At 65.2% G+C, this 14,173-nt stretch carries 13 protein-coding genes; 2 read left to right on the top strand and 11 right to left on the bottom strand.

Features of this window, described 5'->3' with window-relative positions; all coding sequences use genetic code 11:
- Positions 1-4 precede the first annotated feature (4 nt).
- The 8 genes from L0976_RS09700 to L0976_RS09665 all read right to left on the bottom strand — a co-directional run bounded on the left by L0976_RS09700 (position 5) and on the right by L0976_RS09665 (position 7,421).
- A complete protein-coding gene (locus tag L0976_RS09700; protein ID WP_203320115.1) occupies positions 5-1,021 on the bottom strand; it encodes an ABC transporter permease in 1,017 nt (338 codons plus the stop codon).
- Between the two features lie 8 nt (positions 1,022-1,029).
- The gene (locus L0976_RS09695) at positions 1,030-2,001 is read right to left on the bottom strand and encodes an ABC transporter permease (RefSeq protein ID WP_234187111.1); all 972 of its coding nucleotides are present in this window, start codon (positions 1,999-2,001) and stop codon (positions 1,030-1,032) included.
- Positions 1,998-3,554: a sugar ABC transporter ATP-binding protein gene (locus L0976_RS09690; RefSeq protein WP_234187110.1), complete on the bottom strand. Its 1,557-nt coding sequence runs from the start codon at positions 3,552-3,554 to the stop codon at positions 1,998-2,000. The genes L0976_RS09695 and L0976_RS09690 overlap by 4 nt, the downstream gene beginning before the upstream one ends.
- A gap of 71 nt (positions 3,555-3,625) precedes the next feature.
- Positions 3,626-4,759 carry an ABC transporter substrate-binding protein gene (locus L0976_RS09685; RefSeq protein ID WP_370577114.1) on the bottom strand — a complete coding sequence of 378 codons (1,134 nt, stop codon included), beginning with the start codon at positions 4,757-4,759 and terminating at the stop codon, positions 3,626-3,628.
- A 32-nt stretch (positions 4,760-4,791) separates the two neighbouring features.
- A complete protein-coding gene (locus L0976_RS09680; RefSeq protein WP_234187109.1) occupies positions 4,792-5,667 on the bottom strand; it encodes an alpha/beta fold hydrolase in 876 nt (291 codons plus the stop codon).
- 2 nt (positions 5,668-5,669) lie between these two features.
- Positions 5,670-6,053: a hypothetical protein gene (locus L0976_RS09675; protein WP_203320110.1), complete on the bottom strand. Its 384-nt coding sequence runs from the start codon at positions 6,051-6,053 to the stop codon at positions 5,670-5,672.
- Positions 6,054-6,074: 21 nt separating this feature from the next.
- Positions 6,075-6,503 carry a carboxymuconolactone decarboxylase family protein gene (locus tag L0976_RS09670; protein ID WP_203320109.1) on the bottom strand — a complete coding sequence of 143 codons (429 nt, stop codon included), beginning with the start codon at positions 6,501-6,503 and terminating at the stop codon, positions 6,075-6,077.
- 39 nt (positions 6,504-6,542) lie between these two features.
- Positions 6,543-7,421 (bottom strand): NAD(P)-dependent oxidoreductase, encoded by an 879-nt coding sequence (locus L0976_RS09665; RefSeq protein ID WP_234187108.1) that lies wholly within the window; start codon positions 7,419-7,421, stop codon positions 6,543-6,545.
- Between the two features lie 103 nt (positions 7,422-7,524).
- Between L0976_RS09665 and L0976_RS09660 the strand changes: the two genes are divergently transcribed.
- Positions 7,525-7,731: a hypothetical protein gene (locus L0976_RS09660; RefSeq protein ID WP_234187107.1), complete on the top strand. Its 207-nt coding sequence runs from the start codon at positions 7,525-7,527 to the stop codon at positions 7,729-7,731.
- Positions 7,732-7,764: 33 nt separating this feature from the next.
- Positions 7,765-8,460 (top strand): GntR family transcriptional regulator, encoded by a 696-nt coding sequence (locus L0976_RS09655; RefSeq protein ID WP_203320107.1) that lies wholly within the window; start codon positions 7,765-7,767, stop codon positions 8,458-8,460.
- A gap of 68 nt (positions 8,461-8,528) precedes the next feature.
- Here L0976_RS09655 and L0976_RS09650 read toward each other — a convergent pair whose 3' ends face one another.
- From L0976_RS09650 to L0976_RS09640, 3 genes are all read right to left on the bottom strand, one after another.
- Complete coding sequence (locus L0976_RS09650; protein WP_234187382.1) at positions 8,529-11,069, bottom strand: HWE histidine kinase domain-containing protein; 2,541 nt, start codon at positions 11,067-11,069, stop codon at positions 8,529-8,531.
- On the bottom strand, positions 11,056-11,613 hold the full coding sequence (locus L0976_RS09645; protein ID WP_234187106.1) for a biliverdin-producing heme oxygenase: 558 nt from the start codon (positions 11,611-11,613) through the stop codon (positions 11,056-11,058). The genes L0976_RS09650 and L0976_RS09645 overlap by 14 nt, the downstream gene beginning before the upstream one ends.
- A gap of 75 nt (positions 11,614-11,688) precedes the next feature.
- Positions 11,689-13,830 (bottom strand): response regulator, encoded by a 2,142-nt coding sequence (locus L0976_RS09640; RefSeq protein ID WP_370643621.1) that lies wholly within the window; start codon positions 13,828-13,830, stop codon positions 11,689-11,691.
- Positions 13,831-14,173: the final 343 nt, after the last annotated feature.

Here is a 14,173-nt window from a genome sequence, read left to right as displayed (position 1 = left end):
GGTCTCAGATTTGGTTGCGGATGTGCGGGGCGCGGGCGTAGATCGCCACCATCGGAATGATCAGCAGGCCGACCACGGCCTGCTGCGAGGCAAAGCTCAGGCCGAGGCCGACCAGGATCGAGGTCAGCACGGTCAGGACCAGCACGCCGAGAACGGTGGCGCCATAGCCACCGGCGCCGCCGAGCAGCGACGTGCCGCCGATGACGACCGCCGCGACCGTGGTGAAGAGGTAGGGATCGCCGACGCCGACGAAACCGCCGCCGGAAAAGCCGAGCAGCAGCATGCCGGCCGAGACCGAGGCCACGCCCGAAATCGCATGGACGGCGACCCAGAGCTTGCGCTCGGAGATCTGCAGCCGCGCCGCCGCGACACGGCTTCCGCCGAGCGCATAGATGCCGCGGCCGAACCAGGTGCGGTGCATGGCAAGGATCACGACGGCCGCCAGGATGGCCCAGATCAGGATCACCGGGGGCATGGGAATGCCGAGGGTGGTGCCGTTGAAGGCGGCGAGGTTGCGCAGCCAGTCGGGAATGGTGGCGAAGACCGTCCCGGCATAGATGGAGCCGAGCGTCGTATAGATCTGCGTCGCGCCGACCACGGCGAAGCCGACGGCGAGCGACATGATCAGCGCCTGCCCCTGGATCCTGAAGCTCATCAACCCGTTGACCGCGCCGACCAGCGCACCGAGCAGGAGGATCAGCGCGATCGCCACCGCCGGCGGCAGGCCGGACACCAGCAGGCTCGGCAGCAGGATATTCGCCGAACCGATGACAAAGGGTATCGACAGGTCGAGCGCGCCGAGCAGCGCGCAGAGCGTCTGCCCCAGCGAGGCAATCCCGAGGAACGAGGCGAGCAGCAGGATCGATCGGGCGTTCTGCATCGAGACGAAGCCCGGCACCAGCACGGCACCGGCGACGGCAAGCACGGCCAGGAGGCCGGCGCCGATGGCGAGCGATCTCTGCACGCGGATGCCGGCGGCGGAGCGGCCCGGGGAAAGCGTGGTGTCGGCGGTCTTGTCCATGTCCTTCCTCATGCCTTGCTCGCGGACGGAGACGTGAAGAGGTTCACCAGAAGAGAACATGCGAGGATCGCTCCGAAGGCCATCTGGGTGACGTAGCCCGACAGCGAGCCGAAATTGAACGTTCCCAGGAGGTAGTTGATGAGGAACATGTTGACCGCGCCGAGAGCCGCGCCGATCGCGCCGCCACGCCCGCCGGACAGGCTCGCGCCACCTAGCACCAGTGCGGTGACCGCCTGCAGCGTGTAGGTCGAGCCCTGGGTCGGATCGCCGGAGGCGATGAGGGCGGTATAGCTCAGCGCCGCCAGGCCCGCGAACATGCCGCCGATGGCAAAGGCGATCAGGCGGACGAGATCGACATTGATGCCGGCCGTGTAGGCCATGCGTTCGTCGGAGCCGACCATGCGCAACTGGCGATGGAAGCCCGTGCGGGTGATCGCGACCCAGGCCACGAAGGCGACCAGCGCGAGCAGGAAGATCGGCGAGATCACCTGTGCGGCACTGGCGGCGCCCCAGTTCATGATCCAGTCGGGCGCCACGCCGCCCGGCCGCGACATGATCATCAGGTTGACGCCGCTCAGGACCAGGTAGCCGGACAGCGAGACGATGATCGGCGCGATGCGGACATAGATGACGATCAGCGCCAGCAGGACCTGCCACAGCGCGCCGGCGAAAAGGGCCCAGCCGATGAACAGGACCGGATGCGTGATGCCCCTGGCCGACAGCCAGGTAATCAGCGTCACGTTGAGGAAGCCGATCAGCGGGCCGATCGACAGGTCCACCGCCCCTCGCCCGGACATGACGATGGGCGTGAGCGCCATGGTCGCGAAGAACAGCGGCGCCGCGACGAGGATGCCGTTGCCGATGCCGGACGGCGTGAACAGGTTCGGCGAGCGGATCGCGGCGATCGCGAGCAGCACGACGACGAGCGTGAGGGGGACGGCAAGCGACCCGAGTTTCTGGAAGGCCTTGGCCGCTGTCATTGTGCCACCTCATGTGCTGCTTCGAGTTCGACATGGGCCCCTGGCGGCTGCCCGAACATGGCGCCGAGGATTTCCCGCTCCTCGATGTCGTCGCCGCTCAGCGACCGGAACAGCGACCCGTTGACGAAGACATCGACGCGATGGGCAAAGCCGAAGAACTCCTCGATCTCGCTGGAGAGGTAGACGACGGCACCGCCGCTCTCGGCAAAGCGCTGCAATTCCCGGTAAAGGTCGCGCTTGGTGCCGATGTCGACACCGCGCGCCGGGTCATTGAGGACGATCACGCGCGGCGTGTCGGCGAAGGCCCGGGCGATCAGCACCTTCTGCTGGTTGCCGCCGGACAGCGAGGTGATGCGGTTGCCGGACGAGCCCATGCGGATGGAGAGACGCCGCGCCTCGTCCTCGAACAGGGAGCGCGCGCGTCCGGCATCGATCGTCCCGAAGGCGCCGAGCTTGCGGCGATAGATCCCGAGGGCGAAATTGTCGAAGATGCTGAGCTGCGGGAAGATGCCCTCGCGCTTGCGGTCCCCCGACACCCAGGAAATATGGTTTCGCCAGGCAGCCTGAAGGCCGTCGATGCTTTCCATCCCGCCGTCGCGGCTGCGGCACGAGACGGCGCCGGAGGACGGCTGCAGGATCCCGGCGAGGATGCGGGCGAAGTGCTCCTGCCCGTGCCCGTCGAGGCCTGCCAGCCCGACGATGGTTCCGGGCTGCAGCGAAAAGTCGAAGGGCGCCGCCGCTTCGGACATGCGGATGTCCCTGGCGAGGATGATGGGCTTGTCCTCGGCATTGTCGCGCAGGCGCACGGTCGGCGCGGCGCTCAGCGTGCGGCCGGCCTGCGTCATCATTTCCAGAAGCCGGGCTTCGGTGATCTCCTCGCGGTGAAGCACGCCGACGGCCTTGCCGTCGCGCAGGATCGTGGCGCGGTCGGCGATGCTGACAAGCTCGGCAATGCGGTGCGTCACCAGCAGGATGGTCTTGCCCGCGTCGCGAAGGCGGGTGATTTCGGCAAACAGACGCTGGGTCGCCTCAAGGTCGAGCGCGGCGGAGGATTCGTCGAAGATGAGCACGTCCGGCGACCGCAGGATGGCGCGGACGATGACGATCCACTGGCGCACGCTCAGCGGCAGGCCGCCGGCGCGCGCATCGAGATCGACGGCATCCCCGACGCAGCGCGTCATGATCTCGCCGGCCTCGCGCAGCTTGCGGCTGCGGCTCTTGCCGGTGCCGACCAGCCCTTCGCTGCCGACATAGAGATTGTCGAGGACGCTCGCCTCGTCGGCGATCAGCACTTCCTGGAAGATCGTCGCGACGCCGCGGTCGCGCGCCTGGCGCGGCGTCGCGATGCTGGCGCCGAGCACCTGGCAGTCACCGCTGTCCGGCACAAGGACGCCGGAAATGATCTTCGCCAGCGTGCTCTTGCCGCTGCCGTTCTCCCCGACGATCGCGTGGACTTCGCCCTTGCAGGCTTCGAAGTCGCAATCCGTCAGGGCGCGGGTTTCCCCGAAGCGCTTCGAAACGTTGCGCAAACGGATTGAAATCGTGCCCGCCATGCTTGCTCCAGTTCATCTGTGGCCGCGACAGGACGACCGGGCCTGCCTGAAGGCCCGGTCGCGCGGTCCGGTTACTTCGGGTTGGCGAAGAACTGCGTGGCGACATCCTTCGGCCACCAGGCATCCGCCGTCGGCTGCACCCAGTCGGTGGAGTTGAGGTCGCAGTCTTCCGGCAGCGCCGCCTTCACGTCTTCGATCGTGTAGGGCAGCACCGGCCGCAGCATGGACTGGATCTTCGGGCCCTCGCCGCCCAGCGTGCGCAGCATGACATCCCAGACCTGATCCATTTCGCGGGCCGGCGGCCAGATGTGGAAGGACTTGGAAATCCAATCCGGGTTCTTGCGCCAGTAGCAGGCGGCCGATGCCTCGCCGCCGAGCGTGATCGGCACCATCGGACGGCCGGATTGCAGCATGGCGTTCAGGACGCCGTTTTCCTGCGCCGCCTGGGTCAGAATGCCATCGACCTTGGCCGGGTTGATCGCCAGGAACTTCTGCAGCTCGGTCTGGGCGACCTGGTCGGTCCACTTCCCGGCCACTTCGCCGATGATCTTGATATCCGGATAGTCCTCCAGCGCCTTCTTGGCGCCGGAATCGAAGGCGTCGGACGAGGCCGTGCCGGGAACGCCGGAGACGAGGACGACATTGCCCTTGCCGCCCATCTCGTCGGCCAGCCATTTGGCCATGTCGAAGCCGCCCTGCATGTGGTTGGCGGCGACGTTGATCGAATACGGCGAGGTCGTGTAGCCGGAATAGGCGAACACCGCGACGCCCTTGGACCAGGCATATTCGATGGTCGGGTTGAAGGCCGTGACGTTCGAGCAGCAGATGATGATCGCATCGACATCGTTGTCGATCATCTGGCGCATCTGCTGGATCTGCACGGCATCCTTGAAGTCGGCTTGCGTGACGACGAGTTCCGAAACGAGGCCGGCCTCCTTGGCTGCCGGGGCAAGCTTGTTGACGATCTCGTCGAGCGCCGTGGCCTGCCAGGTGTTGCCGGCATAGGTCGAGGCATAGCCGATCTTCCACGGCGGGCCCTTCTTGGCCTTGAAGTTCGCCAGCGGCGATGCGCCGACCGGGATCTGGCTGTCGACCATGCTGTAGACGCTGCGGATATTCTCCGGCAGCGTGTCAAGCCCGTCGGCCTGCGCGCTGGCAGCCGTCATCATTGCCGCGACGGACACCGCCGCAGCCAGGGATTTCATCTTCATGTTACTTTCTCCTCCTCTAGAACCCTCTATGTCCTGGACTGAACCTCTTCCAGGATCGGCAGCAGATACTCGCGGAACTTCGTGTAGTCCTCGGTGACGGGGAAATGGCCGAGATCCTTCATCGCCCAGAACTTCGAGCCCTTCACCAGCTTGGCGAGCGCTTCGGTCTCCTTCGGCGATGTATTGGGGTCGTATTCGCCCGTCAGCATGTAGAGCATGCATTTCGACGTATCGATCGCACGCGCCTCGTCGTCGGACATGTTGTGATCGTAATAGTAGTAATAAAGGTCGCCGGCGAAGATGCCGGGCCCGCCGCAACTGTATTCCCACTGTATCTCGCGGACGTTCTTCTCCGGCGAATAGGGCGAGATGTTCAGCATCATCGCGGCGCCGATCGACGTGCGGTTGACGTTGGGGTTGTCGAATTCCTTGCGGATGCCGGCCATGCCGACATCGACATATTCGACGGCCGAGCGCAGCGCGCCCTCCACGGCAATCGTCGCGCGATAGCGATCCGGGTGGTTGGAGGCGAGGTCGACCGCCAGATGCCCGCCCATCGAGCTTCCCATGTAGACCGGCCGGTCGAGCCCGAGGGCATCGGACAGGGCGTTCGGAAACGCCATCATCCGGCTCTTGGTCATGTTGTATTCCTGTTCCCACCAGTTGACGCCGTATGGCGGCAGCGACTTGCCGTGGTAGGGAAGATCGAAGGCGATGACGCGGAAGCGCGAGGTGACCGCCTCGTCGCAGAGCATGTGGCGGTACTGGCGGCCATCGGAGCCTGCCGTGTGACCGACGATCAACGGAATGCCGGAGCCGGCCTCCTCGTAATACACGCGGTACTCGATGCCCTCGACGGTGAGATAGACGTAGCGTCCCGTGATCGGATCGTGCCTGGTCATGATCAAGCCTTCCCGTTGTAAAGCTGGCGCAGCAGCGTCGTCATGCGGTTGAGTGCGGGCAGGTAGGCGAAGGTCTCGTTGGCGACGTTGATCCTCATGCCGTGCTTGACGGCGGCCGACTGGATGCACTGGTAGAAGGGACGCGGCTTCGACTGCAGGAGCTCATGCCACTGGTCGGCGCCTCCGCCGACGATGATGTTGGCTTCCGCATCCGGCACGAGCGTGCCGTCGGTGATGCCCGCGAGCGCACCATTGGCGAAGCTGAGCGCCCAGGACTCGCCGCCGAAATCAAGGCGGATGACGCCGGTCAGGTAGCGGGTCTCGTGGGTGAACTCGAAGTCGCCGCGCGCGATCTCGGCGAATGCCGATCTGTCGATTCTCTTCATGATGGTCTCCTCCCTCTTCGCTTATTCGCTCAGCTCGTCGAGAACCTGCTGGGCGCTTCTGAAGCTGTCGATCGCCGCCGGCACGCCGCAATAGATGGCGACCTGAAGGAAGATTTCGGTGATCTCGTCGCGGCTGAGGCCGTTGTTCAGCGCACCGCGGACATGGGTGCGAAGCTCGTGCTGGCGGTTGAGGGCCGAGATCATGCCGAGGTTGAGGATCGATCGCTCGCGGCGGCCGAGGCCCGGGCGGTTCCAGATCTCGTCCCAGCAATATTCGGTGACCAGCTTCTGCATCGGCCAGCTGAAGGCGGTGGCCTTGTCCAGGGAGGCATCCACGTAGGAATCTCCCAGCACCTCGCGCCGCGTCTTCAGACCGCGGTCGAACGCTTCGCTGCGTTCGCGCGCGCCTTCCCCTTCGAAGTGGCGATCATCGCCCGCCCCGTTTGGCATGCCTGTTCCTCCGTTTAGGTGTTTTCCGGCTGGCCGAAGCTAGCCGACCTGCCTTTTGAGATAATCGTAGAAGCGGGTGTGATCGACGGCGCCGCCGAGCGTGCGCGCCGCATCGTCCCAGAGATCGGCGGTCTGCGTCAGCCCCTGCTGACTGAGCCCGAGAGAAACCGAAAGATTGGCCGCGGTGCGGATGTCCTTCGCCATCAGCCCGAGCGCAAAGCCCGAACCGAAGGTGCCGGAGAGGATGAACTGGTTCATCTTGACCTCCGTGGCGTTGTTCTTTCCGCTGGATGCGTTGAGCACCTCGACGACCTTCGCCTCGTCCAGCCCGAAGGCATTGCCCAGCAGGACGGCCTCCACGGCCGCGATGACGCCGGCGCCCGAAACATAGTTGTTGATCGCCTTCATCGCATGGCCGGCACCGACCGGGCCGCAATGGAAGATCCTGGCCGACATGGCTTCGAGCACCGGCCTGGCAGCCGAGAAATCGGCGTCGGCGCCGCCTGCCATGACCGCGAGCGTGCCATCGACGGCGCGCTTGACGCCGCCCGATACCGGGGCATCCACCACGCGCAGATGACCGGAAACGGCCTGCGCCAGCGATCGGGTTTCCTCCGGCGCGGAAGAACTCATTTCAAGAAGAAGCGCGCCCTTCGGCGCCTGGCGGTAGGCCTCGCCCTCGGTGAGGACATTGCGGACGACCTTGCCGTTGGACAGCATGGTGATGACGACGTCGCTGCCCGCCATGGCATCGGCGGCGCTCTTCGCGGCCTGACCGCCCTCGTCTACCAGTTTCTGCAGGGCGTCCGCGGACAGGTCGAAGCCGGCAACCTCGTAGCCGGCCTTCAGCAGATTGGTCGCCATCGGCAAACCCATCTGTCCAAGCCCGATAAAGGCGATACGCGCTGCCGTCTGCATCAAAACCAGTCCTCCCTGCTGCTGGAATTCTGATTAGCAGATTGTCTGACAAACTGTCAAAGAAAAATTTGAGCCGATACCCCCTCCTCCCGAGGTCACAGCCGTGAAATCAGCAGGCACGAAGCGGCTTTTGTGTCACGAAATCTCGATTATTGCCGCAAAAACAGCATCATACAAACCTGCCGAGTTTTTCCGCCATGCGGACGCCCGCAACCGCGCATTTGTGACGGCCTTGCACCGGCCGGCGACTCGCATTAGCTTTGAATCAGACAATCGTACCGCTTCGCTTGAATTCGATCGGCAAGGCTGATTAGTATGGGGCGACAACGACACAGGACTGACAATGGCAGATTCGGAACTGCAGATTGCACGACAGAGCGCGTCACTGCGGATACAGGTGGAAGACAGGATCAGGCAGGCCATCGCCAATGGCCGTTTCAAACCCGGCCAAAGGCTCGTCGAGCGCGAGCTCTGCGAAATGATCGGCGTCGGGCGGACCTCCGTTCGCGAGGCGCTGCGGCAGCTCGAGGCGGAAGGGCTGATCACCAGCTACCCGCACAAGGGCCCCGTCGTCAGCACCATCACCTATGACGAGGCGGCGCAGCTCTATACGGTGCGCGCATTGCTGGAAAGCTTCGCAGGCCAGCAGTTTGCCGAGAACGGCACCTATGAGGACATGGCCACGCTGCAGGCGGCGGTCACCGAGTTCGAGGCCGCGGCCGAAAGCGGCGTGGGAAGCCGGCTGATCGAGGCGAAGAACGCCTTCTACGACTGTCTCATGGACGGCAGCAAGAACGTGTTCGTGCGCCAGATGCTGACGTCGCTGCACAACCGGATCAACCTCTTGCGCATGACCACCATGACCCAGCCGGGCCGCCTTCGCCACAGCATCGCCGAGATCAAGGAGATCGCCGACGCGATCCTCCAGCGAAACGGGCCACGCGCCGCGGCCGCCTGCAAGCACCATATCGACATGGCCGCCAAGGTCGCCCTCGCCTACCTGCGCGACAACCCGCCGGCGGACGCGACGCAGGGGTGATTGTCTGATTATCCTACAACGCAGGCGAGCCCTGCCCGCCGCTTCCCGCGACTTGCAGGCACGCGATCCTATCGGCCTTGCAAAAGCGCCGTGAGCGCGGAAACGATCGTGTTGCGGCTGTAGGGCTTGCGCACGATCGGCACGCCGGCAAGGTCCTCCGGAAGCTGCGCATTTTCGCCGTAACCGGTCGCAAAGACGAAGGGAACGGCACGTTTGCGGAGCTCGGCCGCCACGGAGAAGGAGGTGGTCGGCCCGAGATTGATGTCGAGGATGGCAAGTTCCGGCGCCTGCACCTCGATCTGGGCCATCGCCTGGCGGGCAGAGCTGGTGGTGATCACTCTCGACAGGCCTTCATCCGCGAGCATGGCCTCGAGATCGAGGGCGATCAGGATCTGGTCTTCCAGAATGAGGACGGAAGGATCGGCTGCGCCCAATGCGTTCGCCGGGGCAGGCGCGCGCACCGCCGCCTGCGCCGTCGTCCTTGGTTTCGATGACGTCAGCTTCACATGCGCCGGCGGAATTCTGAAGGTCGCCACGAGCCCCGAAGGCTCGAACCGGATGATGCTTTCGCCACCGAGGTCATAGGGAACGCTGCGATCGATCAGCGCGCTGCCGAAGCCGCTGCGCGCGGGAACGCTGACGAGAGGGCCGCCCCGCTCGCGCCAGACGATCTGGCATAGGCCCGTGTCCGTCATCTCCCACGTGATCGCCACCTCGCCCGTCGGCACGGAGAGCGCACCATATTTGGCGGCATTGGTCGCAAGTTCATGGAAGACCAGCGCCATGACGGAGAACGCGCGACTGTCCAGCCAGACCGGCGGCCCGTCGAGAGCGACCGTGGATGCCTTGGCCCGGTAGGGCTGGAGCTCGGCTTCCAGGAGCTCGGCAAGTATGCCGCCGCCATCGCCGCGGACCACCTGGTCATGCGCGATGGACAGGGCTTCGATGCGGCCCTGCAGGGTCGCGACATACGCCTCCAGCGTGCTCTTGTGATGCTGGGGGCTCGTCACCAGGGACTTGATGACCGCCAGGATGTTTTTCACCCGATGGCTCAGTTCCTGGTTCAGCATGCGCTGGCGCACTTCGGACTTGCGCCTTTCGTCGGCCATGAGTTCGTTCTGCCGGAGCACGATCTCGACGATCGCGACACGGATGATCTCGGCGATCTCCCGTTCGGACTCGGTCCAGGACTGGGCCTGCGCCTTGACCGTCTCCTTCCAGATCGCAAAGCTCTTGCGCGGCGTGAGCCGGTCGCCGAGCGGCCCGACCTCGTAGGTCTTGTCCGGGTTGCCCGCCCAGTCGAGGGTCTGGACGAGTTCCTTGCGGAAGAAGAGAAGGCAGTCCGATCCCGTCTGCGAAAGCGGAACGGCAAGGACGCCGGAAACACGGTCGCTATAGGCCGCGGCCTCCGGCATCTTCTGCGACAGCGCATGGGTCGCCCAGATGCGGCCCTCCCCGACGCCCTGCACGAAATCGAGAAGAGCGGGCAGCGCGTCATCCGGCGGCGTGACGCCGATGCCGATCCACCGTCCATCGAACATCACGCCGATACCGTCGTTGGGAAGCAGGCTGGAAAACTCGTGAAGGCTCTGGCGCAGCAGTTCGCCGACATCCTCGTGGTGGGACGAAAGGATAAGGAAGCGATCGAGCGCCTCGCGGGTGCCGGCAACGGCCGCCACGCGCCGGCGCTCCTTCAGCGATTTCAGATGGAGGGAGAAAAACTCGCCGAAGATCTCCATGGCGACGCGCTGCGCCATGGGCAGCACGCGCGGCGAATAGTGGTGGCAGGCGATCAGGCCCCAGAGCTGGCCGTCGAGAACGATCGAGATGGACATGGAGGCGGCAACACCCATGTTGCGCAGATATTCGCAATGGATGGGCGACACGCTGCGCAGATGCGCGAAGCTGAGGTCGAGCGGCTCGCCCGATGCATCCAGCACCGGTTCGACCGGAACGCGGCTGCCGCTTGCGTCGGCAATGACGCGGATCGTGTTCTTCAGGTAGAGCGCACGCGCCTGCTGGGGGATGTCGCTCGCCGGAAAATACTGCCCGAGAAAGCTCTCCAGGTCCGCCCGCCTGGTTTCGCTCACCACTTTTCCCGAACCGTCGTGCTCGAAGCGGTAGACCATCACGCGGTCATAGCCGGTGGCGCCGGCAACGATCCGCCCCGCGCGCTGCACAAGGCGTTCGACCTCGGTGACATCGCTGATCCGGCCGATCATCTCGCGGGCGATATGCAGAGGCTGGCCGATGGAGGGCGCCGGCTCGAACTCGATGATGACCGCGGACCTGTAGTGATGGATGGCGATGTCCAGCACGCGTTCGCCGATGGCGACGTCCAGCATGAGCGCGGGCCGTGACGCCGAGCTGGTCGCAGCCATTGCGTTGCGCAGGTCATGCAGCAGCTTCGCGCCCAGGACGTCCGCGATGGCGCGACCGACAAGCCCTCCCGGATGACCCAGCATGCCGGCCGCATTCGCGGAGGCACGCTCGATCCTCGACAGGCTGATGTCGCAGGCGAGAAGGCACCCATGCGGCTGGATGGTGCCGGGGATGTGGATCGGCTCCCGGTCGCAGGTGCTGAGGTTTACACGGTCACTGGCAAACAACACGATCACTTTCAAAGCATCGCAGGGCAAGGTCGAAGACCTCGTTGGCCGACGCGGCCGCGCGTTCGATATCGAAATCCCGAGCTTCGTCCAACAATAATAGGAACGACTGCCATTGCGCGATATCATTTGACATAAGGGCGAGATGTCTTGCGCCGAAGTCGTCCCGCATCCCGAGCGCGGCGGCGCGCTGGCGCAGCACGCGCGCCCCGAGGGTGGATCCCTCCAGCACATAAAGGGCGCCGAGCAGCGCGCTCGGCTCGCCGAGGTCCATACCCGCCTTCATGGGACGCGTTGCCGCCAGGCCGAGATCGTCGGCATCCTGCGCCAAAGCTGCCGATACGACAGTCGGCCGCCAGGCCCATCCGGCGGGCCAGGCGGCGCCGGACACCTGCCCGTCCATCGTGGAGCGAAACGCGCCCAGCAAGCCGACATAGCGGCGATAGGAGGCCAGCGTATCGAACACGCCCACCGCTGCATCCAATTGTTCGTGGCCGTCGCGCGTGCGGTCTCTCAGTTCAAAGCGTCTTTTGCTGTAGGTCATCGGTCTCGTTCATCGGGATATGGAAATTGCCCTGCCGGATCGGGTTAACCGGGGCTTGAGGACAAAAAGTGGCGGCTACGCTTCACCGCCGATCAAATCCTTCACGCGCCGCGCGAGCGTTTCAGCGGTGAACGGCTTCGTGACGACCTGCATGCCACGCTCGAGATGACCGTGGTTGAGCACGGCGTTCTCCGCATATCCCGTGACGAAAAGCACGTTGAGATCGGGCCTTTTTCCCCGGACGACATCGGCAAGCTGGCGGCCGTTCATGCCGTTCGGCAAGCCGACATCGGTGACGAGAAGGCTGATTTCGGGGCGCGCTTCGAGGATCTTGAGCGCCGAAGGCCCGTCGCCGGCCTCGAGCACGACATAGCCGAGCTCCTCCAGCATATCGACAGCGACCATCCTGACGAGCGGCTCGTCGTCGACGACGAGGATGGTGTCCTGCGCGGCGGACATCGGCACGGCATCATTTTCCAAGGGCGGTTCCTCGTCCTGCTGTTCTGCGGCATGGCGCGGGAGATAGATGCAGACCATCGTCCCCCTGCCGACCTCCGAATATATGCGCACCGCGCCGCCGGACTGACCGGCGAAGCCGTAGACCATCGACAGCCCGAGGCCGGTTCCCTGGCCGATCGGCTTGGTGGTAAAGAACGGATCGAAGACCCGGGCGACGATCTCCGGGGACATGCCGGCCCCCGTGTCGCTGACGCAGAGGGAAACGTATTGTCCCGGCGACACGCCCCGCTGTGCCGCGGCCCGCTCGTCAAGCCATCGGTTTCCCGTCTCGATCGTCAGGCGCCCGCCATCCGGCATGGCGTCGCGGGCATTGATGCACAGGTTCAAAAGCGCGTTCTCAAGCTGGCCGACATCCACGAACGCCATCCAAAGCCCGCCGGCGGCAACGGTTTCCACCGCCACGCCCGGCCCGACGCTTCGGCTTATCAACTCCTGCATGCCCGCCACGATCCGGTTGATGTCGGAGGCCTTGGGATCGAGCGTCTGCCGGCGTGAAAAGGCAAGCAGGCGCTGGGTCAGCGCCGCCGCGCGCTTCACCGCCCCCTGAGCGCCGGCCAGATAGCGATCGATCTCGCCTATGCGCCCCTGCGCCAGGCGCGTCTTCATCAGGTCGAGGCTGCCGCTGACGCCGGCAAGGATATTGTTGAAGTCATGCGCCAGGCCACCGGTCAACTGGCCGACGGCTTCCATCTTCTGGGCCTGTCGAAGCGCTGCCTCGGTTTGCATCAGCGCCGTCGTCCGCTCCTCGACGCGCTGCTCCAGCGTATCGTTGAGGCCGCGCAACGCCGCCAGCGCACGGTCGCGCTCGGCCTCGACGGCGCGCCGGCCCTCAATGTCGATCACGACGCCGGGGAACTTCAGCGCCCTGCCGTCGGGACCGTGCTCGACGCGCCCGTTCGCCTCCAGCCAGTAATATTTCCCGTCCGCCCTGCGCGTGCGGAACTGGTGGGCATAGGCGCCGCCTTTCGAAAGCGCGTCCCGGATGGCGCAGACGAGCGGCTTGCGGTCGTCGGGGTGAACCGTCTCGGTAACATCGGCGAGGCTGAGGCCGGTATGGCCTTTTTCCGGATCGAGGCCGAAGGCTGCGGCGAAACCTTCATCGACCGTGAACCGATCGGACGGCACATCCCAGAACCATGTGCCGATGATGGCGCCCGCAGCCATTGCGAGCTGGACGCGCTGCACGTTGTCGCGCGCGCGGCTCTCGCTTTCCCGCAGCGCCGCTTCGGCCAGCCTGCGTGCCGTGACGTCGCGGAAAAGCACTGCGACCTGGCAAAGGGATTCCGGCTCGATGCGGGTGGCGGAGACCTCGATGAAGCGCCCGACAGCCTTGAATTCCTGCTCGAAACGAACCGGCTGGCCCGTGCGAAGCACGCCGCCATAGATTTCCAGCCAGACATCGGCATTGGCCGGCTCGATCTCCCGCAGGCGCTTTCCGACGATATCCGAAATTCCCGTGTGCCGCTCATAGCCGGTATTGGCCTCCACATGCACATAGTCGCTCAGGGGACCATGCGGCCCGTCCATGAAGCCGATGATGCAGAAGCCGTCGTCGATCGCCTCGAAGAGGGCGCGGTATCGCGCATGCGCGCGCAGCGCGTCCGCCTGCATGCCTTCGGCTTCCGCGTCGGCCTGCAGGCCGCGAAGCCGGGCGACCTCCCGCTCGAGCTCATCGCGAGACAACGACTTCAAATCCATGGACAAAACCTGCCTTCCGTGCACCGCTGCGCATAACATAGGACCCGTCCCCGAAATGCCAACGGCCCCGACGGTCGCCAAAACGACTTTCCTGGCGACATGGGCGGCGCCGGAAGCACGCCGCGCGTTGCGCTACGCCGAATCGCCCGGGACGGAGGCGGATGCCGGCAAGGCCGTGCTCCCCCGAAGCGCGCGACCCCGCCCTTGCGCAACGCCGGCGGGCCGAGCCGCTCGCAAAAGCGTCCTCGACCGCGGGAACCGGAATACAGGTCCCGCTGCGAAGCCGCGGAGTGGCAGGCGAGTCCGGCCCCGGAGGGACTGCCGCGCTTCGCCCACCAGAGGC

This window comes from Shinella sp. NM-101 (genome assembly GCF_021401195.1).
Lineage (GTDB): Bacteria > Pseudomonadota > Alphaproteobacteria > Rhizobiales > Rhizobiaceae > Shinella.
The sequence above is the reverse complement of the archived record's forward strand: the minus strand, read 5'-3'. Positions and strand labels throughout refer to the sequence as shown.